Raw genomic sequence first — 20,874 nt, 5'->3', positions numbered from 1 at the left:
TGCGGTCAGCGCTCGCCGCGTGCGGCGGGCTCAGGGCAAGGTGCCCCGGCCCGGCGTGCCGTGAGCCGGCTCAGCGATTCAGCAGGTCGGAGACGAGGTTGGTGGCGGTCTTGACCGGCGAGGTGGTCGGCTCGGGGGTGGCGTGCGGGGCGCACGTCACATCCGCGGCGTCGACCTTGCCCGTCAGGAGGTACGTGTCGACCCGCTCGTTGATGCAGGGGTTGACCTGACCGGTGACACCGTGCGATCCGGCGTCCCGCTCGGTGATCAGGCGCGAGCCCTTGAGCCGCTTGTGCAGCTCGACGGCACCGTCGTAGGGCGTGGCGGCGTCACGGGTGCTCTGCACGATCAGGACGTTGGGCAGGCCCTTGCCGGACGTGACGTCGACGGGGCGCTGCTGCTTCGCGGACCAGGAGGCGCAGGGCAGGTTCATCCAGGCGTTCGACCAGGTCATGAACGGTGCCTTGGCGTGCACGCGGGTGTTGTCGCGGTCCCACTTCTGCCAGCTGGTGGGCCACTTGGCGTCGGTGCACTCGACGGCGGTGTAGACGGCGTTGCCGTTCTCGGAGGCGATGTTGCCGGCCTTGTCCGCGAGGTCCGGTCCGGCGTTCTCGACCAGCGGCTTCTCGTTACCGGAGACGTATTCGCTCCACGCCTCGGCGACCGGGGCCCACATGGAGTCGTAGTACGGCGCGTTCTGGAAGAAACCGGTCAGTTCCGCGGGGCCGACGACGCCGCCCAGCGGGCTCTTCTTGGCGGTCGCGCGGAGCTTCTCCCACGCCGCCTGGACCTTCTTCGGAGTGTTGCCGATGTGGTAGGTCTTGTCGTTCTTGGCGACCCACTCCTTCCAGTCGCCCCAGCGGGTCTCGAAGGCGACGTCCTGGTCGAGGTTGGCCTCGTACCAGATCTTCGAGCGCGAGGGGTTGACGACGCTGTCGACGAGCATCCGGCGCACGTGGTCCGGGAAGAGCGTCGCGTAGACGGCGCCGAGGTAGGTGCCGTAGGAGACGCCGATGAAGTTGAGCTTCTTCTCACCGAGCGCGGCGCGGATCACGTCCAGGTCGCGGGCGGTGTTGGGCGTCGTCATGTACGGCAGGAGGTCGCCACTGCGCTCGGCGCAGCCGTCGGCGTACTCCTTGGCGAGCTTGCGCTGGGCGCTCTTGTCGGCCTCGCTGTCCGGCACCGGGTCGGCCTTGGGGGCCTTGACGAACTCCTGCGGGTCCGTGCAGGAGATCGGGGCGGAATGGCCGACGCCCCGCGGGTCGAAGCCCACGAAGTCGTACGCCTTCGCGGTCTTGGCCCACAGGGCGCTCTTGGTGGTGATCCGGGTCGGGAACTTCATGCCCGAACCGCCGGGGCCACCGGGGTTGTAGAGGAGGGAGCCCTGTCGCTCCTTGTCACTGCCGGTGCTCACGGCCCGGTCGACGGCGAGGTCGATGGTGCGCCCGTTGGGCTTGGCGTAATCCACGGGCACGGTGACGTACCCACACTGGATGGGGGCCTTCAGTTCCCAATCGGCAGGACAGTCCTTCCAGTCGATGCCCTTCTTGGCCGCCTGTGCGGCGGCGGTCTGCACGCCGCGCGCTTCGGCCGAACCGCCGGGGTGGTACCCGCCCGCGGTGGCCGGCGTGGCGACTATCGCTCCGGCGATGAGCGTGCCGGTCACCAGGGTGCCGGCGGCGCCGAGCGCTGCTGTTCTTCTCACGTGGTGGTTCCCCCTGCATGGTGCGCCGTTGCGGCGGAGGTGATCACTGAGCTACAGAAGGATCCTGTCTCTTCCTGTCCCTTCCTGAATAGGTTTGATCGCGGTTTCTTTACCAACCCGTAGGATTTTCTCGGTTGTCGAAGGGCTGTGCGAGGTCAGACCCCCGAACGACAGGAGGATTCCTCCCGTTACCGCGCGGCCGGGCCGTTACGCCCGAGACGCCGCAGACGCCCAAACCGGGTGACAACGGGCCGTCGAGGGGCGATAACTCGTCAATTGCCGTACACATGCCCCTCAGGCATGTGCCAGCCGCATCGATTTCAGTAACCTTCCGTGCAGGCTCTCCCACACACCGCACAGGGAGGGCTTCGGCGTTTTCCCTCGGCGCAGGCAGTCCCGTGCGAGCCGCCCTGCCCGAGCAGCCCCGTCCGCGCGCGGCCCGAAGGAGTCCCAAGTGCCGGGTATCGATCAGGTGTTGGCCACTGCCATGGAGGTGCCCGGTGTGCTGGGCGCCGGACTGATCGACTGGACCAGCGGTCTGACGCTCGGCACGGCCGGGCGGGGGCCGCACGCCGACCACGAAGCGGCCGCGGCGGATACGGCCGAGGTGGTCCAGGCCGTCGCGCGCAACGCCACCTTCGACACCGCGGGCACCGACCGGTCGGGCCTGGAGGACCTCATCATCACCACGTCGGACAGCTACCACCTCATCCGCTTCGTCCACCCGGCCTTCGACAGCCAGACCTATCTCTACCTCTGGCTGGACCGCGCACAGGCCAATCTCGCCGTCGCCCGGTTACGGCTGCGCGATCTGGCGGCCGGGCTGGTGTCCGACTGACGCCCCGCGCCCGGAGCGCGGCCCGCCCGCACAGCGCCCCCGTACGGGCAGCCGCCGTCGCCGCGCGGCCCGTACGGCGTCACACAGCACCAACGGTGAGGGAACCAGTCATGGGCCTGCCCATACCCCGCCTGCCCCCGTCGGCCGGCCCGCTCGACCAGTTGGCCGCCGAACGCGCCACCGGCGCCCTGCGCGGCCCGAGCGGCTGCTTCTACCTCGTCGACGGCGCGGTCACCTGCGTCGAGAGCGCCACCGCCCCCGGACTCGACGCCCGGCTCGCCGCCGCGGGCAAGGTGCCGCCGGAACGTTGGCAGGACGCCCGCGACACTGCGGGGGCACAGCACACCGGGGCCCGCTACCTCGTCGACGCCGGGCTGCTGACCCAGGGCGAACTGGAGATCTGTCATCTCGGCGCCCTCCTGGACGCCGCCTTTTTCGCCCTGCCCCTGCTGGTGGCGGACGACGTCTTCTTCACCCCGGGCGCCGGACACTGGCTGGGCGTCGTCCGCCGCGTCGGCGCCGCCACCCTCCAGCGGGCGACGGCACGTCGCCGCGCGCTGCTCGGCCGGCTGGCCCCCTGGGCGGCGGTCGACACCTCCCCCGTCGTGCCGTTGCACCCCGCCCGGCCCGCCACGATGCGTCCCACCAGCTCCCAACGCCGGCTGCTCGCCCACGCCGACGGCCGGCGCACCCCGCACGAACTCGCCCTGGCGCTGGGCCGGTCGGCGTTCGTGACGCTGCTCGACATCCGCCGTCTCGCCGCCGCCGGCCTCGTCCTCGTACCCGACGACGCGCCGAAGGCGCTGCCCCGCAGGCGCCCCGGCGCCTGCCTGGACGAGAACCCGGCGCCCGCCGAAGCGGCCCGTACCCCGACCTGGCAACCACCGGTTCCGCAGCTCCCCGAGACCGCCGACCCGGATATTGCCCTCCTTGTCCGACTACGCACGGCGTTGGAGGAAAACCTGTGACCCCCTGCGGCCCCCGGCCATGAAACACGCACTCAGAAGACGTGCCGTGAAAAGGAGACTGATGACGATCGAACCCCTCGTACGGGACGAACTGCTCGCGTTACGGGATCAGATACGCCATCTTCAAGGCGGGATGGTGGCCAGCGCGGACGGCATGGTCATCGCCCACGATCTGCGGGACGTCGAGCCGGACGGCCTCGCCGCGCTGACCGCCGCCGCCATCGGGGTCGCCAAACGCCTCACCGAGGCGACCGGGCAGGGGCCGTTCGAGGAGTCCCTCACCCGCGGCACCAACGGTTACATCGCGGCCTACTCGGCCGGTCGGAGCGCGGTCCTCACCGCGGTGGCCGGCCCCGACACCAACGTCGGTCGACTGCACCTCCAGGCCCGCAGAGCCGCCGCGCGCATCGGCACCCTCGTGGACGCCCCGCCACGGCGGTGACACCCCTCTCCTTCCGGCAACCGCGTTCCCGCACCACCACCGGAACACCCACAACCCACCGAAAGGTCTGAACAGTCATGGCTCAGATGGAATCCGCACTCGCCGACGCGATGTCGAACATCGAGGGCGCCATCGGCGTCGCCCTGGTCGACTACACCAGCGGAATGGCGCTCGCCACGCTCGGCGACAACGCGACCTTCGACCTCAACGTCGCCGCCGCCGGGAACACCGATGTGGTCCGCGCCAAGCTCCGCACCATGGAGATGCTCGAACTCCAGGGCGCCATCGAGGACATGCTCATCACGCTGACCTCGCAGTACCACCTCATCCGCCCGGTCACCGGCAAGGGCGGCAACGGTCTCTTCCTCTACCTGGTCCTGGACCGCAAGCGCGCCAACCTGGCTCTGGCCCGCCATCGGCTCGCCCGGCTGGAAAACGACCTGGAGGTGTGACCGGGGTGAGGGCGCCGGCCGGCGCCCTCACCCTGCCGCGAAGCTCCCGGCAGCCTCGTCCAGCAGGCGCCGCAGCAGCAGCGCGTCGGGCGCGACGGCGGTGGCGAGCGCCGCAGGACCCGCGAGCGGCGCCAGCACTCCCTGTCCGGCGCCCTCCCCGCTGCCCGCCGCATCCCCCAACAGCCGCACCTCGACCGGCTTGTCGTCGAACTCCGGAGCCACGACGAGCAGTTGACCTACGGCACGATTGCCGTCCAGTACCGCCGACGTGTCCCAGCCCGGGGTGCCGGGCCCGTATGCCGTCTCCTGGTCCAGCAGGGTGCGACCGGCCCGGCGGATCGTCAGCCTGCTGCACAGCGCGCCCGGCCGCTCTCCGCTGCGCCCGAGGACCTGTTCCTCGCGGAGGACGAGGCGCGCGGTGGGGGCCAGTTCGACGGTCGTGGTCATCCGTAGCTCGCTGCCCTCGGCGGAGATCAGCGGCTCGGGAAGCCAGTCCAGCCGCGCCCCCTCCCCCACCGTCAGCCGCACGTCGTACGTGGCGTGCCCGGCGGTGCGGCCGGGCAGCGCGACGGTCGCCGCGGCTGTCGTCAGGTGCAGGGCGGCGCCCGCCTCGGCGACCACGTCGATGCCCAGCCGGTCTCCGCCGAGCGGTGCGCTCATCGCGCCCACCACACACACCCTGGCCTGATCGCCGTGCGCGCGGATGCGGCGCAGCGCGAACGGGCCCGCACCGTCCAGGACGGGCAGGCGGGTGGTGCCCCGCGCGTCGGTGCGCGCGGTGATACGGGCGGTGGCGCGGAGGCCGGCCACCGTGGCGGCGGCCTGCGTCTCCGTGGGGCCGGAGGTCACGAGGCTCATGCCGGGCCCGCGGTCCAGTCCGCCAGGCGCTCGCGGACCCAGTCCGCCACCGGCTTGACGCCGTTCGGCGACTTCAGGGCGGTGAAGGCGACCGGCAGCTCGCCACGCTGCGCCTTGGCGTCCCGCGCCATGCCCTCCAGGTCGACGCCGACGTAGGGCGCGAGGTCGGTCTTGTTGACGACGAGCAGGTCGGCGGTGGTGACGCCGGGGCCGCCCTTGCGGGGGATGTCGTCGCCGCCCGCGACGTCGATCACGAAGATCTGCGCGTCGACCAGGCCCTTGGAGAAGGTCGCGGTGAGGTTGTCACCGCCGGATTCGACCAGGACCAGATCCAGCGGGCCCACCTCCTCCTCCAGGTCCTCGACGGCTTCGAGGTTGGCGGAGATGTCGTCGCGGATGGCGGTGTGCGGGCAGGCGCCGGTCTCCACCGCGGTGATGCGCTCGGCGGGCAGGACCGCCTCGCGGAGCAGGAATTCGGCGTCCTCGCGGGTGTAGATGTCGTTGGTGACGACGGCGATGGACAGCTCGTCGCGCAGCTCCCGGCAGAGCGCCGCCACGGTCGCGGTCTTGCCGGTGCCGACCGGTCCGCCCAGGCCCAGGCGCAGCGCGCGGCGCCTGCCGTCGGGGCGACGGGCGCTCGCGGCGCTGTAGGTGTGGCGCTCGGGAAAGGTGTCCTGGTGGTCGAGATGCATGGTCACTCCGGAGGATTCGTGCGGCCACGAGGTGCGCGGCCCGGTGGTCGGGCGTGGTCAGGAGGCGAAGAGGCGTACCGGCCAGGCGGCGTGCTGTTCGGCGGTGATGTCGAGCAGCGGCGCTGAGGCGGCGGGCAGCACGTCGACTCCCTCGCGGGCGACGCGCCGCGCGGCCTCCGCGCCCCGGGCCGCGACCTGGTCGAGGTCGGCGGCGAGACGGGCCAGGACGGCGGTGGCGTCGAACGGGTCCAGGCTCAGCAGGCGGACAGCCGCACCGGCCGGTCCGCTGACGTTCTCGTAGGCCACGGCGTACGCCGCGTCGAGCGGATCCAGGCCGGCGGAGCGGGCGGCGAGGCCGAGCACCACCGGCTGATGGGCGCCGCGCGGACGGGCCGCGGCGAGGGCGTCGAGGTCGGCGCTCGGCCAGGTCGCGCGGGCGGCCCGCATCATCTGCCGGCCGAGCCGCCTGGCAACCTTTCGCAGAGCCGGCACGGGCGTACGGGCGTCTGCCGCGTCGTCCAGGACGAGCGGGTCGGCGCCGGCGGCGGCCGCGGCGGCGAGGCCCGCGGCGACCAGGCCCGCGGTGTGCAGCCGCCCCCGGCAGAACGCCTCCAGGGTGGCGGCGTCCTTGATGCGGCCCGCGGTGACGGCCGGTTCCGCGCCGCCCGAATGCGCGTGCCCACCGGCGGGGAACCGGCCGTCGGCGAGGACGAGCAGCGCTGCGCGGCTCATCGGTACTCCTCCGGGTGGTTCATGGGCAGCCGCATCAGAAGAGGAAGTACCGCTGGGCCATGGGAAGTTCGACGGCCGGTGCCGGGTCGACCGGCTCGCCGTCGATGGTCACCGTGAAGGTGTCCGGGTCGACCTGGACGCGCGGCAGGGCGTCGTTGTTGCGCATGTCCGCCTTGGTGACGCCCCGGGTGCTGCGGATGGCCTCGAAGGACTTCGCCAGCGGCAGCCGCTCGGGGAGCGCGTCATCGAGTGCCTGCTGGGAGACGAAGTTGACCGAGTTGCTGCCCGGGGCCCGGCCGGTCGCGCCGAACATCGGACGGGGCAGGACCGGCTGCGGGGTGGGGATGGACGCGTTGGCGTCGCCCATCTGCGCGTACGCGATCTGACCGCCCTTGATGACGAGCTGCGGCTTGACGCCGAAGAACGCCGGGTCCCACAGGACGAGGTCGGCGAGCTTGCCGCCTTCGACCGAGCCGACGACATGGTCGATGCCCTGCGCGACGGCCGCGTTGACGGTGTACTTCGCGACGTACCTGCGGGCCCGGTGGTTGTCCGCGCCGCCGTCACCCGGCAGGCTCCCCCGGCGCCGCTTCATGACGTGCGCGGTCTGCCAGGTGCGCAGCACGACCTCGCCGATGCGGCCCATGGCCTGGGCGTCCGAGGCGATGATCGAGATGGCGCCGAGGTCGTGCAGTATGTCCTCCGCCGCGATGGTGGAGGGCCGGATCCGGGACTCGGCGAAGGCGAGGTCCTCGGGGACGGCGGGGTTGAGGTGGTGGCAGACCATCAGCATGTCGAGGTGCTCCTCGACGGTGTTGACGGTGTGCGGCCGGGTCGGGTTGGTGGACGCGGCGAGCACATTGGGCTCGGAGACCATCGCGATCATGTCGGGCGCGTGGCCGCCGCCCGCGCCCTCGACGTGAAACGCGTGGACCGAGCGGCCGGCGATGGCGGCGAGGGTGTCACCGAGGAAGCCGGCCTCGTTCAGCGTGTCGGTGTGGATGGCGAGCTGGGCACCGCTCTCCTCGCAGACGCCCAGGCACGCGTCGAGGACGGCAGGCGTCGCGCCCCAGTCCTCGTGAATCTTGAAGCCGAGGATGCCGGCGCGCAGTTGGTCACGCATCGAGGCGACGGACGTGGTGTTGCCCTTGCCGAGCAGTCCGACGTTGACGGGCAGGGAGTCCATCGACTCGAAGAGCCGGGCGATGTGCCAGGCCCCGGGGGTGATCGTGGTGGCCTTGCTGCCCTCGGCGGGCCCGGTGCCGCCGCCGATGAGCGTGGTGACACCCGAGGCCAGGGCCTCGTCGACCTGCTGGGGGCAGATGAAGTGGACATGGGTGTCGATGGCGCCGGCCGTGAGGATCTTGCCGTTGCCCGCGATGATCTCGGTTTCCGGACCGATGACGAGGTCGGGGTGGACCCCGTCCATCGTGTCGGGGTTGCCCGCCTTGCCCAGGGCGGTGATCCGGCCGTCGCGGATACCGACGTCGGCCTTGACGATGCCCCAGTGGTCCAGCACCACCGCGCCGGTGATCACGGTGTCGGGGGTGCCCTCGGCGCGGGTGGCGCGGGACTGGCCCATCGATTCGCGGATCACCTTGCCGCCGCCGAAGACGGCCTCGTCGCCTGCCCGTCCGGGCCCTCCCGAGCGGTCCTCGGTGATCTCGATGACCAGGTCGGTGTCGGCGAGGCGGATCCGGTCGCCGACGGTCGGTCCGAAGAGGTCGGCGTACGCCTGGCGGGTCAGCTCAGCCATCGAGGGTGCCTCCGGTCTCGCCGCGCAGACCCACGACGATCCGCTTGCCCCCGAGGGGGACGAGTTCGACTTCGGTGGGGATGCCGGGCTCGAAGCGCACGGCGGAGCCGGCCGCGACGTTCAGCCGCTTGCCGTGCGCGGCCGCGCGGTCGAAGTCGAGACCGGGGTTGGCCTCGGCGAAGTGGTAGTGGGAGCCGACCTGGACGGGGCGGTCGGCGGCGTTGAGGACGGTCAGGCGCGTACGGGGGAGGCCCTCGTTGAGGCGTACCGGCTCTTCGGCGGGAAAGATCTGTCCCGGGATCATCGTCTGGTCTCCCGCGGTCAGTTGATGGGCTCGTGGACGGTGACGAGCTTGGTGCCGTCCGGGAAGGTGGCCTCGACCTGCACGTCATGGATCATCTCGGGCACCCCTTCCATGACGTCGTCGCGGCCGAGCACCTTGCGCCCCGAGGACATCAGCTCCGCGACCGTACGACCGTCCCGCGCGCCTTCGAGGATGTGTGAGGTCAGCAGCGCGATGGCTTCCGGATGGTTCAGCTTCAACCCCCGAGACCGTCGCTTTTCAGCCACGTCCGCCGCCACATGGATCATCAGGCGTTCCTGCTCATGCGGGGTCAGTTGCATACGGTTCACCTCACAATTATTCCCGCCCGGACGCATTTGCCCAGGTCACGGGCGTGGGCACACCCGTATCGATAGATGTATCACACAGTAATTAAAGGAGGAGCAAACCGGTCACCAGCGCCTGGCCATCAATCGTCCCCACCACCGGAGGCTAGTTCGGCGGGATTTCAACGGCGTTACATCCGGGGACCTCTGTGCACCTCTTCTTACGCCCGCCGTAACACGGCGTCCACGACCGCCCGTTACGGCGCGCCGGGCGCCCATATCCCCTCGGGCCGCAGACCGAGTGCCCCCGGCGCAACGCGGTGGCGTATTCCGTTCCACGGAGAGCCGTAGCCGCCCGGCGCACGCAGAGACGCACGCCACCCGGGCGGACCTGTCCCCGCAATCCGGACATGCCCCGCTCTGCGAACGCCGTTGTCCGGTATCCGCTCTTGACGAGGCCGGACGCGATCGCAATTCTCATGTGCGCGTCAAATCACGCTCCGCACCACCCCCCACACATGTATCGGAGCCCCACCGTGATTCGCTCACTTCGTCCTGCCCGCCGCGTGGTCATCGCCGCCGGCGCCTGCACGGCCGTGGCCGCCCTGCTGGGCACCGCCGCCGTGGCCCAGGCCGACAACACCCAGCCGCTCGCCGCGCCGGACATCCCGATAGCCGGCGTCAAGGGACACCTTGACAAGCTGCAGTCCATAGCCGACGCCAACGGCGGCAACCGCGCCCACGGCCAGCCCGGTTACAAGGCGTCCATCGACTACATCAAGGGCAAGCTGGACGCGGCCGGCTTCACCACCAAGGTCCAGGAGTTCGACTACAGCGGCAGCAAGGGCTACAACCTCATCGCCGACTGGCCGGGCGGCGCGGAGGACAAGACCGTCATGGCCGGCGCGCACCTGGACTCCGTCGAGGACGGGCCCGGCATCAACGACAACGGGTCCGGCTCCGCCGGCATTCTGGAGACCGCGCTCGCCGTCTCCCGCGAGGGCCTCAAGCCCACCAAGCACCTGCGGTTCGGCTGGTGGGGCGCCGAGGAGTACGGCATGGTCGGCTCGAAGAACTACGTCGAGAGCCTCGGGGCCGACACCTCGAAGATCGACTCGTATCTGAACTTCGACATGATCGGCTCGCCCAACCCCGGCTACTTCGTCTACGACGACGAGCCCCGCCTGGAGAAGGTCTTCAAGGACTGGTACGCGACCAAGAACATCACCACCGAGATCGAGACCGAGGGCGACGGACGCTCCGACCACGCCTCCTTCAAGGACGCCGGCGTCCCGGTCGGCGGGCTCTTCTCGGGCGCCGAGTACGAAAAGTCCGAGGAGCAGGCGAAGGCGTGGGGCGGCACGGCGGGCAAGCCCTTCGACTCCTGCTACCACGCCTCCTGCGACACGGCGAAGAACATCGACGACACCGCTTTGGACACCAACAGCGACGCCATCGCCAACGCCCTCTGGGAGCTCAGCTCCTGACCCGCACGCAGTACTGAACGGTCAGCTCTCGCGACCCGGCCGCCGATCCCCGGCGGCCGGGTCGCGGTGCTCTGCCGCGATGCCGAACCGCCGCCGTTCGCCCGGAGCGGACGGCAACTGCCGCACGGCGGAGACCGTGCTGATCACCTGCTCCTCCTCCGCGCCCTCCTCGCGCTTCCCCAATTCCTCGAGCAGTTGCAGGTCAGCCGCGGATACCAGCGCCACCAGAGGCTTGCCGTGGCGCGTGACGACCACGCGCTCACTGCCGTAGACGACGCGGTTGATCAGATCCGCGAGCTCTGCCCGGGCTTGCGTCACCGGAATTTCGTAGGCCATGCTCCCATTCTAACGGGATGTACGTCCTGTACATTTTTTACGGAAGAGAAGGAGCAGACATGCTGCGACCGACGGCCCGCTATGTCCTTCCGGAGTTCACCGAACGCACCTCTGCGGGAACCCGCACCCTCGATCCGTACTCCAAGCTGCTCAGCGAACGCATCGTCTTCCTGGGCACACCGGTCGACGACGCCTCCGCCAACGACGTGATGGCGCAGTTGATGCACCTCGAACACGCCGCGCCGGAGCAGGACATCTCGCTCTACATCAACTCCCCCGGCGGCTCCTTCACCGCGATGACCGCCATCTACGACACGATGCAGTTCGTCACCTGCGACATCGAGACCGTCTGCCTGGGGCAGGCCGCCTCCGCCGCCGCGGTCCTGCTGGCCGCCGGCGCCCCCGGCAAGCGGCTGGCGCTGCCCGGCGCCCGGGTACTGATCCACCAGCCGTCGTTCAGCGAGCCGGTCCAGGGGCAGGCCACCGACCTCCAGATCCAGGCAGAAGAACTGCTGCGCACCCGCGACCTGCTGGAGGAGATGCTGGCGCGGCACACCGGGCAGCCGCGGGCGCGGATCGCCGCGGACATCGAGCGCGACAAGATCTTCGATGCCCCCGCCGCCGTGGAGTACGGCCTGATCGACGCCCTCACCCGCAACCGCAAGCAGTCCTCCGCCGCACTCGGCGCACGGTGAGCGGCGGTGCTGCCTCCCGAACTCCCGCCACTGCCCGCGCTGACGCGGGCCGAGGGTGAGCTGATCGACCGGTACCTGGAGGTCGTGGACCTGCTGGCCCGCATCAACCCGGCACGCGGCGGCTCCACGTACGGCGGCCTGCGCGCCGCCCAGGCCCTGGTCAGCAAGAGCGCCGAACTGCGGGACGCCCTCACCCTGATGCACCAGCGAGGGGAGAACGAACTGCATCACGAAACGCTCACCCGGGCGCTGCGGGTCCTGGACGGCGAGCGCCGCGCACGGCTCGTCGCCGTGCCGCCGCCACCCCCTTCTTGACGCGAACTCCCCTCTCCTGACGTTCGCGGACCCCTCTTCCGACGTTCGCCGACCCCACGTGGCGTTCGCCGGACCGCTCTCGGCGCGACACGAGCCGGCCTTGCTCGCACGTACGGCTCAGCGTCGACACCGATTGCGGGGAGGCGACGAATTGCGCCGAGCACCGCCCCCTTCCCGCGGCGCTCGGCGTTTTCTCCCTGGTCCCGACCCCGTCGACCGTCACAGCGTTCGCGACAAACACCCCCAAATCACCATTTAGCCGGTATGTGGCGAATGTCACATACGGCAATTTCAACTCGGAATTCGGCTGGTGGATGCGTGACGATCCCTTCGACGACAAGACCCCGCCACAGCGACGGGGCGGTTCGGGCGGGCGCCTAATCCTGCCGCCGTCCGGATGTCCGGTCGACGCTGCTTGGACCGGCAGGAGCGGAGGACCCGAGCACGACGGGGCCCCGGCCATCACGGCCGCGGACCCCTTGGGGTGAAGCCGTACGCACGGCCGGGCATCTTCGCCTGCCCGAACCCGACAGGTCTTCCTTCGCAGGCGGCTGACGAAGGGTTGCGCATGAACGTGCGCAGGAATGTCGTGAATCTGCCGGCACGTGCCGGCATCATCTGCGCCCTGGCTCTGATCACCGTCGGAGGCACGACGCTGGTACCAGGAGCGGCCGAGGACGCCGAGGCCGCGCAGCGCTCCACCAGGGCGTTGCGGATCGCCGCCTCCAAGCAGGGCTCCCCGTACCAGTACGGCGCTCAAGGGCCCTACCGCTTCGACTGCTCGGGCCTGACACGCTATTCGTTCAAGCGTGCGGGCAAGGTGCTGCCCCGCACCGCCGCGCAGCAGTACCGCCACACCGAGCGCATCTCGGCGGACGTCCGCAAAACCGGTGACCTGGTCTTCTTCCACTCCTCACGAGGCATTTACCACGTCGGTATCTACGCGGGCCGCGGCAGGATCTGGCACGCACCCAAGGCAGGCGCGGTGGTGCGGCTGGAGAAGATCTGGAGCCATGCCGTTCGCTACGGGCGGGTGGGCTGACCTGCACCGTTATACGACAACCTGTCAACTGTCGGTGACCGTCGCGCAGGTGACCGGGTGAGACGAGTCGTCTCCTGCCCGGTCCCTGCGGTGGGTTCGCCCGGCGACCGCGGGCTTGGGACGGTGCGTGCCCAGGCCCTCTGCGTGGGCCGTGGTGGGTGGGATGGTGGCCGGTTCAGGCGGCGAGTGCCAGCTCTACGAGCAGGATGCCGCCCAGCGCGGTCAGCAGGGCCCCGGTGGCGACCTCCAGGGCGCGGGTCACCCGCGGCCGGCGCAGCCAGGTGCCGAGGCGGTCGACGAGCAGTGCCACGGCCGGGAACCACACCAGCGCGAGGCCGACGACCATGGTCGCGAGCAGCAGGGTACGCGGCAGTGCCGGTTCGCCCGCGGGAACGAACTGCGGAAGCAGGCTGAGGAACAGTACGGGCGCCTTGGGATTGAGCGCGTTGGTCAGGAAGCCCTGGCGCAGGCTGCGTGCGGTGCCGTGGTGGGCAGCCGCGCCTCGGGGGGCGCCCTTGGGTGCCCGGGAGCCGGCCGAAGCGCTCGCCTCGCCTGCCGGGGCGGGGCGGCGGAAGGCCGCCCCCAGCGCGCGGACGCCGAGATAGAGCAGGTACCCGCCGCCGAGGAGTTGAACGGACTCGAAGAGCGCGGGCACGGCGACGAGCACCGCCGCGAGTCCAGCGACCGCCAGCGTGGTGTGCACCAGCAGCCCTCCCGCGACGCCGACCGCGGTCGCCACCCCCGCCCGGCGCGAGTCGAGTGCGTTGCGCACCACGACCGCGAAGTCCGCGCCCGGCATGGCAACCATGCCCGCGGCGACTCCGGTGAAGGTGATCAGCTGTCCGTCCATGGGATCAGCTTCGCCCGTCCGGGCCTTTAATGGGTATTGGCAATCTTCTGGGCCTGCCTGAAGAGGTTCTTATGTACGACCCCACGCGGCTGGCTGCGCTGGTAGCGGTGGCGGAAGCCGGTTCGATCACCCGGGCCGCCGCCCGACTGGGCTATACCGCGCCCGCGCTCTCCCAGCAGCTCGCCAAGCTGGAGCGGGAGGCGGGTGCGGCGCTGCTGGTGCGCCACCACCGCGGGGCGCGGCTGACCGCGGCCGGCGAGCTGCTGCTCGTACGGGCCCGGCGGGTGCTGGACGAGATGGATCTGGCGCGGCACGAGCTGGCCCGGCTGACGGGGCTGTCCGGCGGCCGGCTGCGGGTCGGCACCTTCATGACGGCGGGCACGCATCTTCTGCCGCCCGCGCTCAGCGCGTTCCGGCGCGCCCATCCCGATGTGGAGCTGAGCGTCACGGAGTACCTACCGCCCCAGGGGATGGTGGCGGTCGCGCTCGGCGAGGTCGATCTGGCGCTGACGCATGCGTATGTGCCGGGCGATCCGATGCCGGCGCCGGACGGGGTGAGCCTGGAGCCGCTGCTGACCGAGGAGCTGGTGCTCGTCACGGCGCCCGGCCATGCGCTGTCGTCCGCCACCGGTCGGCTGTCGCTGACCGAGCTGGCCGGGCAGCCGCTGGTCAGTATGGCGCCGGCCAACCCCAACCGGCGCGGGGTGGAGGCGGCTCTGGTGGCAGCGGGGGCGAGCGTGGCGGTGCGCTGCGAGTCGCCCAGCTATGCGGTGGTGTGTGCCTTGGTGAGCGCCGGCCTCGGAGTCGCGGTGGTGCCGGAGATGATGGCCGAGGGCTCGGTGACTCCCCTGGGGGTCCGCCGGCTGGAGCCCGGCGACCTGCGGCGCACGATCTCGGTGGCCTGTCGGACCGGGGGCGGCGCACCGGCCGCGGACACCTTGCGGGCGTTGCTGCGCGGTGCCTTCACCCGGCATGCGGGGGCGGCCGCGCAGGCGACGCCGGCGTCGTGAGGGGGCAGGCCCTCAGGCGACGGTGACCGTCCACGGCATGGTGATCCACACGGTCTTGCCGCCGCACTCGGTGGGTACGACCGTGAGCCGGCCGCCCGCTTCCGCGGCGAGGTAGCGAATGATGACCATGCCGCGGCCGTTGTCCTGCTGTACCGCGGCCGGCAGCCGCCGCGGCCAGCGGGGATGACTGTCGGTGACGCCGATGCGCAGGTGTTCGTCGCGGTCCAGCCGCATCTCGACGGTGAAGGTCGGCGACTGGCCGAAGGTGTGCTGGACGGCGTTGGTCGCCAGTTCGGAGACGATCAGGCGGAGCGAGTCGGCGATGTCGGCGTCGGCGGGCAGCCCCCATTCGCCGAGCACTTCGAGGACGTATCTGCGGGCGGCGGTGACCGAGGCCGGGTCGCTCGGCAGGGTCAGTGTGGATTCCTGGTGGTCTGCCATGCGCGACGCCGTCCTTTTCCCACCGAGCTCCGGCTCCGGCGCACTGCCCAGGGAGCCGAGATGCCGATCGGGATACCGATGGGCCTCGGGCTGCTGCTTGCGACAGCCTGCCATCCGCGATGCGGTGGAGTGGGCGATCCACCAAGATATGGATATATCTGTCGCTCGAAGCAGTGAACTCTGCTAAGTGGGAACGTATTTGAGCGACAGGACGGGTCAACGGGCTCTGCGGTAAACCCTCGTCCGCGCCCTCGGGCGGTGCGCCGACCAGCAGCGGAGTGGGCAGCCCCGCATCTCGCTCAGGAGACCGGAGCGGTCGCCACAATCGTGTCGACGGCCCTGGCGATCTGTGCGTCCGTCAGGTCCGCCCGGGCGGTGAGCCGGAGACGGGAGATCCCGTCGGGCACGGACGGCGGGCGGAAACAGCCGACCGCGAGTCCGGCCGCGCGGCAGTCGGCCGCCCACCGGAGCGCCTGTTCCGGCGACGGAGCCCGTACGGAGACCACCGCGGCGTCCGGTCGTACCGCCGCGAGTCCGGCCGCGGTGAGCCGGGCGTGCAGCTCGCCGGCGACCTGCCCTGCGTGGGCGGCGCGCTGCGGCTCGCGGCGCAGCAACCGCAGGGCGGCGAGTGCGCCGCCGACTGCCGCCGGCGCCAGTCCGGTGTCGAAGATGAACGACCGGGCGGTGTTGACCAGGTGCTCGATGACGCGGGCCGGGCCGAGTACCGCGCCGCCCTGGGAGCCGAGCGACTTGGAGAGCGTCACCGTGGCGACCACATCGGCGTCGCCCGCGAGCCCGGCGGCGGCCGGTGCGCCCCGGCCGCCCTCGCCCAGCACTCCCAGTCCGTGCGCGTCGTCGACGAGGAGGCCCGCGCCGTACGCCCGGCATGCCTCGGCGAGGCCCGGCAGCGGTGAGGCGTCGCCGTCGACGGAGAACACCGAGTCGGTGATCGCCAGCGCTCTGCCGTCGTGGCCGGCCAGGGCGGCGCGCACAGCCGCCGGGTCGGCATGCGGCACCACGGTGGTGCGGGCGCGGGAGAGCCGGCAGCCGTCGATGAGGGAGGCGTGGTTGCCGGCGTCGGAGACGAGCAGCGCGCCGGGGCCGCTGAGCGCGGTGACGGCGGCGAGGTTCGCGGCATAGCCGGAGGAAAGCACCAGGGCCGCCTCGAAGCCGCAGAACGCGGCGAGTTCCGTCTCCAGCCGGGCGTGCAGTTCGGTGCTGCCGGTGACCAGACGGGAGCCGGTGGCGCCGGCGCCCCAGAGCCGCGCCGCCCGGGCGGCGCCGTCCGTGATCTCGGGATGCCGGGCGAGCCCGAGGTAGTCGTTGCTCGCCAGGTCGAGCAGCGGGGACTCGGCGGGGCGGGGCCGCAGGGTGCGGACGAGTCCGGCGCGCCGGCGTTCGTCGCGCGCCGCGTCGATCCAGTCGAAGGCCGCGCCGCCCGGCCACGGGCCCGGGGCGGCGGGCGGCTCGGCGGGTGCGGCCGGCACGGCCTGGCGCGGCAGCGGCGGCGCGGAATCCTGCGGCATCGGCTTCCTTCTCGATTGTCGGCTGTCGATAGACGTTAGCGGTCGTTCCGCCCACACACGGTGTGGCGATACACACACCCCGATCGGCCCTCGTTGTGGGAATCCTCCTTGGCCGAGGGCGGTGGCGTACGTCAGGATCAACGCCATGGACCTGCTGAACACACTGGTGGACAAGGGACTGCGGCGCGAGTTGCCGACCCGCGAAGAGGCACTCGCCGTGCTGGCGACCTCCGATGACGAACTGCTCGATGTGGTGGCCGCGGCCGGGAAGGTCCGCCGCCAGTGGTTCGGGCGGCGGGTCAAGCTCAACTACCTCGTCAACCTCAAGTCGGGCCTGTGCCCCGAGGACTGCTCGTACTGCTCGCAGCGCCTGGGCTCCAAGGCCGAGATCCTCAAGTACACCTGGCTCAAGCCCGATGACGCCTCCAAGGCGGCCGCCGCCGGGGTGGCCGGCGGCGCCAAGCGGGTGTGCCTGGTGGCCAGTGGCCGCGGGCCCACCGACAAGGATGTCGACCGCGTCTCGGAGACCATCTCGGCCATCAAGGAGCAGAACGACGGCGTGGAGGTGTGCGCCTGTCTCGGGCTGCTCTCCGACGGCCAGGCCGGCCGGCTGCGCGAGGCGGGCGCCGACGCGTACAACCACAACCTGAATACCTCGGAAGCCACATACGGCGACATCTGCACCACTCACGACTTCTCCGACCGGGTCTCCACCGTCCAGCAGGCCCAGGCTGCCGGCATGTCGGCGTGCTCCGGGCTGATCGCCGGGATGGGCGAGAGCGACGCCGACCTCGTCGATGTCGTCTACGCGCTGCGTGACCTCGACCCCGACTCGGTCCCCGTCAACTTCCTGATCCCGTTCGAGGGCACCCCGCTCGCCAAGGAGTGGAACCTCACCCCCCAGCGCGCGCTGCGCATCCTCGCGATGGTCCGATTCGTCTGCCCGGACGTCGAGGTACGCCTGGCCGGCGGACGCGAGGTCCACCTCCGCAGCATGCAGCCGCTCGCTCTGCACCTGGTCAACTCCATCTTCCTCGGTGACTACCTGACCAGCGAAGGCCAGGCGGGCAAGGACGACCTCGCGATGATCGAGGACGCCGGGTTCGAGGTCGAGGGAACGGACACCACCACCCTGCCGCAGCACCGCGCGTCCGCCGAGGGCGACGCCGACGCCGGCCAGGACGGCGCGGCCGCCGAACCCACCGCGACGGTGCCCGCGCCGGCACCGGTCGACGAGACCCGCCGGGACCTGGTCTCGGTGCGCCGCCGCGGCGCCGGCACCGACCTCCCGCCCAATGCCTGAGCCGCTCACTCCCGACGCACTGCTCGCCCTCGACCGGCAGCATGTCTGGCATCCGTACGGGCCGATGCCCGGCCGCGCCGAACCGCTGCTGGTCGAGTCGGCGTCCGGCGTACGCCTTCGCCTGGCCCAACCGGTCGAGGGCAACACCGAGTTGGTGGACGGCATGTCGTCCTGGTGGTCGGCGGTGCACGGCTACAACCACCCGGTGCTCAACGACGCCGCGCGCGGCCAGCTGGAGCGGATGAGCCATGTGATGTTCGGCGGGCTCACCCACGAGCCCGCCGTGCGGCTGGCCAAACGCCTGGTCGACATCACCCCGGAGCCGCTGCAGCATGTCTTCCTCGCGGACTCCGGTTCGGTGTCGGTCGAGGTCGCCGTCAAGATGTGCCTGCAGTACTGGAGGTCGGTGGGAAAGCCGCGCAAGCAGCGGCTGTTGACCTGGCGGGGCGGTTACCACGGCGACACCTGGCAGCCGATGTCGGTCTGCGACCCCGAGGGCGGGATGCACGAGCTGTGGCAGGGGGTGCTGCCGCGCCAGATCTTCGCGGACGCGCCGCCGGCCGGCTTCGACGCCGCGCCCGACGAGGCGTACACCGCGCAGCTGCGCGAGCTGATCGGCCGGCACGCCGAGGAGCTGGCCGCGGTGATCGTCGAGCCCGTGGTGCAGGGCGCGGGCGGGATGTCCTTCCACTCCCCCGCGTATCTGCGGGTGCTGCGGGAGGCGTGCGACGACCACGGCGTGCTGCTCATCTTCGACGAGATCGCGACCGGGTTCGGCCGCACCGGCGCGCTGTTCGCCGCCGAGCACGCCGGTGTCGCACCCGACGTCATGTGCCTCGGCAAGGCTCTGACCGGCGGTTATCTCACGCTGGCGGCGACGCTGTGCACCGCGGCGGTCGCGGAGGGCATCTCGCAGGGTGAGCTGCCGGTGCTGGCGCACGGGCCCACCTTCATGGGCAACCCGCTCGCCGCGGCCGTCGCGGACGCCTCGATCGACCTGCTGCTGTCGCAGGACTGGGCGCAGGAGGTCAAGCGGATCGAGGGCGGCCTGCGGACCGGCCTGGCGGCCGCGGAGGGCCTCCCCGGCGTACGCGAAGTCCGGGTGCTCGGCGCGATCGGTGTGGTCCAGCTGGACCACGAGGTCGACATGGCCGCCGCGACCCGGGCCGCGATCCGGGAGGGGGTATGGCTGCGCCCGTTCCGGGATCTGCTGTACACCATGCCGCCCTACATCACCGGCGACCACGATGTGGCGCGCATCTGCGCCGCGGTGTGCGCCGCCGCCCGCGAGGGCTGAAAGCCGAGGTGTCCGGGCGGGCCGGAACGGCCCGCCCGGACACCCCCACAGGTCCATATCTTTCAACGCGCCGCCATCGGCGCGGAGTTCGGAGGCACACCATGTCGGTGCTGTTCGTGACAGGCACGGGCACGGAGATCGGCAAAACCGTCACCACCGCCGCGATCGCCGCGACGGCGCTCGCCCGGGGCCGTTCGGTGGCCGTGCTCAAGCCGGCCCAGACCGGGGTCGGCGCGCAGGAACCGGGCGACGTGGCGGAGGTCGAGCGGCTGGCCGGCCCGGTCACCACCGTCGAACTCGCCCGCTACCCGGAGCCGTTGGCGCCCGCGACGGCCGCGCGGCGGGCGGGCCTGCCGCCGGTGCTGCCGCACGACATCGCCGAGGCCGCGGCCAAGCTGGACGCCTCGCACGACCTGGTGCTGGTCGAGGGCGCGGGCGGCCTGCTCGTGCGCTTCGACGCGGAGGGCCACACCCTCGCCGACGCCGCCCGGCTCGCGGACGCTCCCGTCCTTGTCGTCGCCCAGGCCGGTCTCGGCACCCTCAACGCCACCGCGCTGACCGCTCTCGCGCTGCGCTCGTACGGCCTCCGCTCGCCCGGCGTCGTCGTCGGCAGCTGGCCCGCCGCGCCGGATCTGGCGGCCCGCTGCAACCTCGCGGAGTTCGCGGAGGTGGCCGGCGCCCCGCTGCTGGGCCTGGTACCGGAGGGCTCGGGCGCGCTGCCCCCGAGCACCTTCCGCGCCACAGCCCCCGACTGGCTGGCCGACGAACTCGGCGGCACGGGAGCCTTCGGCATCACGGGCTGACGCCCGACGCGGGTGCCGCCGTCAGCGGCGGCCGTACGCAGATGCCGTGAACAGGACGGCGGGCGCGGCGGGCGGTGTCAGGTCCCCGCGACCAGTGTGGAGTATGCCCACTCCAGGCCCTGCGTGTACCCGGCCCCCAACTCGACGTAGACATGGCCGCCGGCCGCACACGCTTCACGCAGGGCAGTGCTCTGGTCCCTGACCCACCCGGCGATCTCCCCGTAGGTGGCGTCATCGGCTCCCTCGAGCCAGTCCGGGGCGGCCCGCAGGCGTTCGGGGGTCAGCTTCGTATTTCCGAGGAACACGGCGGTCAGCGGCAGCCCGAGACCGGCGGCAGCCGTGGCGGCCGCCGGTGTGACGATGTCGCCCTCGACCACGTAGCCGTCTTCGGGATCGGAGTCGTCGAGAGCCTCCGCAGCCGCACGGATGAACTCGACCAGGAACGGCTGGGCGGGCACGGCCTTGTCCGGATGCGTGCCGTGCCGCACGCCGTGCTCGGGGGCAACGCGCTGCAGCATCGACACCAGAGCGTCGGTCGGGCATCCCGGGAGGCCCGCTCGGTCCAGCAGCATCCACGCGAGGGTGCTCTTGCCCACCCGTGGCGGGCCACCGATCAGGTAGATCACCCGAAGACCGTATCTCGGGCGACGACTTGGGGCCCTGGAATATCACCGGACATCATCACGGACGCCGGGCCGCGCCCCGCTCCGTGAGCCG

Annotated in this window: 24 protein-coding genes and 1 riboswitch; of the genes, 12 read left to right on the top strand and 12 right to left on the bottom strand. The window is 71.5% G+C overall.

What is annotated here, in order from left to right:
- Nucleotides 1–70: 70 nt before the first annotated feature.
- Nucleotides 71–1,705 carry an alpha/beta hydrolase gene (locus ACH4FH_RS19455; RefSeq protein ID WP_398557086.1) on the bottom strand — a complete coding sequence of 545 codons (1,635 nt, stop codon included), beginning with the start codon at nucleotides 1,703–1,705 and terminating at the stop codon, nucleotides 71–73.
- 454 nt (nucleotides 1,706–2,159) lie between these two features.
- Here ACH4FH_RS19455 and ACH4FH_RS19450 point away from each other — a divergent pair, with 454 nt between their 5' ends.
- The 4 genes from ACH4FH_RS19450 (at nucleotide 2,160) to ACH4FH_RS19435 (ending at nucleotide 4,405) form a co-directional block, all read left to right on the top strand.
- Nucleotides 2,160–2,543 carry a hypothetical protein gene (locus tag ACH4FH_RS19450; RefSeq protein WP_398557085.1) on the top strand — a complete coding sequence of 128 codons (384 nt, stop codon included), beginning with the start codon at nucleotides 2,160–2,162 and terminating at the stop codon, nucleotides 2,541–2,543.
- A gap of 110 nt (nucleotides 2,544–2,653) precedes the next feature.
- The gene (locus tag ACH4FH_RS19445) at nucleotides 2,654–3,511 is read left to right on the top strand and encodes a hypothetical protein (protein WP_398557084.1); all 858 of its coding nucleotides are present in this window, start codon (nucleotides 2,654–2,656) and stop codon (nucleotides 3,509–3,511) included.
- Between the two features lie 61 nt (nucleotides 3,512–3,572).
- Entirely contained in the window at nucleotides 3,573–3,953 is a 381-nt protein-coding gene (locus tag ACH4FH_RS19440) for a roadblock/LC7 domain-containing protein (RefSeq protein WP_398557083.1), read from the top strand.
- Between the two features lie 77 nt (nucleotides 3,954–4,030).
- Complete coding sequence (locus tag ACH4FH_RS19435) at nucleotides 4,031–4,405, top strand: hypothetical protein (RefSeq protein WP_393897249.1); 375 nt, start codon at nucleotides 4,031–4,033, stop codon at nucleotides 4,403–4,405.
- Nucleotides 4,406–4,432: 27 nt separating this feature from the next.
- Here ACH4FH_RS19435 and ACH4FH_RS19430 read toward each other — a convergent pair whose 3' ends face one another.
- From ACH4FH_RS19430 to ACH4FH_RS19405, 6 genes are read right to left on the bottom strand one after another with little or no spacing between them, the layout of a single operon-like run.
- Complete coding sequence (locus tag ACH4FH_RS19430; protein ID WP_398557082.1) at nucleotides 4,433–5,263, bottom strand: urease accessory protein UreD; 831 nt, start codon at nucleotides 5,261–5,263, stop codon at nucleotides 4,433–4,435.
- Nucleotides 5,260–5,955, bottom strand: a complete 696-nt coding sequence (gene ureG / locus ACH4FH_RS19425; protein WP_398557081.1) for an urease accessory protein UreG — start codon at nucleotides 5,953–5,955, stop codon at nucleotides 5,260–5,262. The genes ACH4FH_RS19430 and ureG overlap by 4 nt, the downstream gene beginning before the upstream one ends.
- Before the next feature lie 57 nt (nucleotides 5,956–6,012).
- Nucleotides 6,013–6,687, bottom strand: a complete 675-nt coding sequence (locus tag ACH4FH_RS19420; protein WP_398557080.1) for an urease accessory protein UreF — start codon at nucleotides 6,685–6,687, stop codon at nucleotides 6,013–6,015.
- 34 nt (nucleotides 6,688–6,721) lie between these two features.
- The gene (locus ACH4FH_RS19415) at nucleotides 6,722–8,443 is read right to left on the bottom strand and encodes an urease subunit alpha (protein ID WP_398557079.1); all 1,722 of its coding nucleotides are present in this window, start codon (nucleotides 8,441–8,443) and stop codon (nucleotides 6,722–6,724) included.
- Complete coding sequence (locus ACH4FH_RS19410) at nucleotides 8,436–8,747, bottom strand: urease subunit beta (protein WP_398557078.1); 312 nt, start codon at nucleotides 8,745–8,747, stop codon at nucleotides 8,436–8,438. Before ACH4FH_RS19410 ends, ACH4FH_RS19415 begins: the two co-directional genes overlap by 8 nt.
- A gap of 17 nt (nucleotides 8,748–8,764) precedes the next feature.
- Nucleotides 8,765–9,067, bottom strand: coding sequence for an urease subunit gamma (locus ACH4FH_RS19405; RefSeq protein ID WP_398557120.1), 303 nt, complete (start codon nucleotides 9,065–9,067; stop codon nucleotides 8,765–8,767).
- A 503-nt stretch (nucleotides 9,068–9,570) separates the two neighbouring features.
- Here ACH4FH_RS19405 and ACH4FH_RS19400 point away from each other — a divergent pair.
- Nucleotides 9,571–10,539: a M28 family metallopeptidase gene (locus ACH4FH_RS19400; protein ID WP_398557077.1), complete on the top strand. Its 969-nt coding sequence runs from the start codon at nucleotides 9,571–9,573 to the stop codon at nucleotides 10,537–10,539.
- Nucleotides 10,540–10,560: 21 nt separating this feature from the next.
- Here the strand turns inward: ACH4FH_RS19400 and ACH4FH_RS19395 are convergent, their stop codons facing one another.
- The gene (locus tag ACH4FH_RS19395; RefSeq protein ID WP_398557076.1) at nucleotides 10,561–10,875 is read right to left on the bottom strand and encodes a type II toxin-antitoxin system Phd/YefM family antitoxin; all 315 of its coding nucleotides are present in this window, start codon (nucleotides 10,873–10,875) and stop codon (nucleotides 10,561–10,563) included.
- Nucleotides 10,876–10,934: 59 nt separating this feature from the next.
- Here ACH4FH_RS19395 and ACH4FH_RS19390 point away from each other — a divergent pair, with 59 nt between their 5' ends.
- The 3 genes from ACH4FH_RS19390 to ACH4FH_RS19380 all read left to right on the top strand — a co-directional run bounded on the left by ACH4FH_RS19390 (nucleotide 10,935) and on the right by ACH4FH_RS19380 (nucleotide 12,927).
- Nucleotides 10,935–11,570 carry an ATP-dependent Clp protease proteolytic subunit gene (locus ACH4FH_RS19390; protein ID WP_398557075.1) on the top strand — a complete coding sequence of 212 codons (636 nt, stop codon included), beginning with the start codon at nucleotides 10,935–10,937 and terminating at the stop codon, nucleotides 11,568–11,570.
- Nucleotides 11,571–11,576: 6 nt separating this feature from the next.
- On the top strand, nucleotides 11,577–11,885 hold the full coding sequence (locus tag ACH4FH_RS19385) for a hypothetical protein (protein ID WP_398557074.1): 309 nt from the start codon (nucleotides 11,577–11,579) through the stop codon (nucleotides 11,883–11,885).
- A 399-nt stretch (nucleotides 11,886–12,284) separates the two neighbouring features.
- Nucleotides 12,285–12,450: riboswitch (cyclic di-AMP (ydaO/yuaA leader) on the top strand.
- A gap of 3 nt (nucleotides 12,451–12,453) precedes the next feature.
- On the top strand, nucleotides 12,454–12,927 hold the full coding sequence (locus ACH4FH_RS19380; RefSeq protein ID WP_398557073.1) for a C40 family peptidase: 474 nt from the start codon (nucleotides 12,454–12,456) through the stop codon (nucleotides 12,925–12,927).
- Between the two features lie 175 nt (nucleotides 12,928–13,102).
- Here the strand turns inward: ACH4FH_RS19380 and ACH4FH_RS19375 are convergent, their stop codons facing one another.
- Nucleotides 13,103–13,777 carry a LysE family translocator gene (locus tag ACH4FH_RS19375; protein ID WP_398557072.1) on the bottom strand — a complete coding sequence of 225 codons (675 nt, stop codon included), beginning with the start codon at nucleotides 13,775–13,777 and terminating at the stop codon, nucleotides 13,103–13,105.
- A 71-nt stretch (nucleotides 13,778–13,848) separates the two neighbouring features.
- On the opposite strand from ACH4FH_RS19375, the gene ACH4FH_RS19370 reads away from it, so the two are divergent.
- Complete coding sequence (locus ACH4FH_RS19370) at nucleotides 13,849–14,787, top strand: LysR family transcriptional regulator (RefSeq protein WP_398557071.1); 939 nt, start codon at nucleotides 13,849–13,851, stop codon at nucleotides 14,785–14,787.
- Nucleotides 14,788–14,799: 12 nt separating this feature from the next.
- Here ACH4FH_RS19370 and ACH4FH_RS19365 read toward each other — a convergent pair whose 3' ends face one another.
- On the bottom strand, nucleotides 14,800–15,228 hold the full coding sequence (locus ACH4FH_RS19365) for an ATP-binding protein (RefSeq protein ID WP_398557070.1): 429 nt from the start codon (nucleotides 15,226–15,228) through the stop codon (nucleotides 14,800–14,802).
- Nucleotides 15,229–15,527: 299 nt separating this feature from the next.
- Complete coding sequence (locus ACH4FH_RS19360; protein WP_398557069.1) at nucleotides 15,528–16,754, bottom strand: 8-amino-7-oxononanoate synthase; 1,227 nt, start codon at nucleotides 16,752–16,754, stop codon at nucleotides 15,528–15,530.
- Nucleotides 16,755–16,899: 145 nt separating this feature from the next.
- On the opposite strand from ACH4FH_RS19360, the gene bioB reads away from it, so the two are divergent.
- The 3 genes from bioB to bioD all read left to right on the top strand — a co-directional run bounded on the left by bioB (nucleotide 16,900) and on the right by bioD (nucleotide 20,157).
- Complete coding sequence (gene bioB / locus ACH4FH_RS19355; RefSeq protein WP_398557068.1) at nucleotides 16,900–18,057, top strand: biotin synthase BioB; 1,158 nt, start codon at nucleotides 16,900–16,902, stop codon at nucleotides 18,055–18,057.
- Nucleotides 18,050–19,354: an adenosylmethionine--8-amino-7-oxononanoate transaminase gene (locus ACH4FH_RS19350; RefSeq protein ID WP_398557067.1), complete on the top strand. Its 1,305-nt coding sequence runs from the start codon at nucleotides 18,050–18,052 to the stop codon at nucleotides 19,352–19,354. Before bioB ends, ACH4FH_RS19350 begins: the two co-directional genes overlap by 8 nt.
- Nucleotides 19,355–19,455: 101 nt before the next feature.
- Complete coding sequence (gene bioD, locus ACH4FH_RS19345; RefSeq protein WP_398557066.1) at nucleotides 19,456–20,157, top strand: dethiobiotin synthase; 702 nt, start codon at nucleotides 19,456–19,458, stop codon at nucleotides 20,155–20,157.
- A 77-nt stretch (nucleotides 20,158–20,234) separates the two neighbouring features.
- On the opposite strand, the gene ACH4FH_RS19340 is transcribed toward bioD, so the two are convergent.
- Nucleotides 20,235–20,783 (bottom strand): hypothetical protein, encoded by a 549-nt coding sequence (locus ACH4FH_RS19340; protein ID WP_398557065.1) that lies wholly within the window; start codon nucleotides 20,781–20,783, stop codon nucleotides 20,235–20,237.
- Nucleotides 20,784–20,874: the final 91 nt, after the last annotated feature.

Source organism: Streptomyces sp. NPDC017993, assembly GCF_044328065.1.
GTDB lineage: Bacteria > Actinomycetota > Actinomycetes > Streptomycetales > Streptomycetaceae > Streptomyces.
The sequence above is the reverse complement of the archived record's forward strand: the minus strand, read 5'-3'. Positions and strand labels throughout refer to the sequence as shown.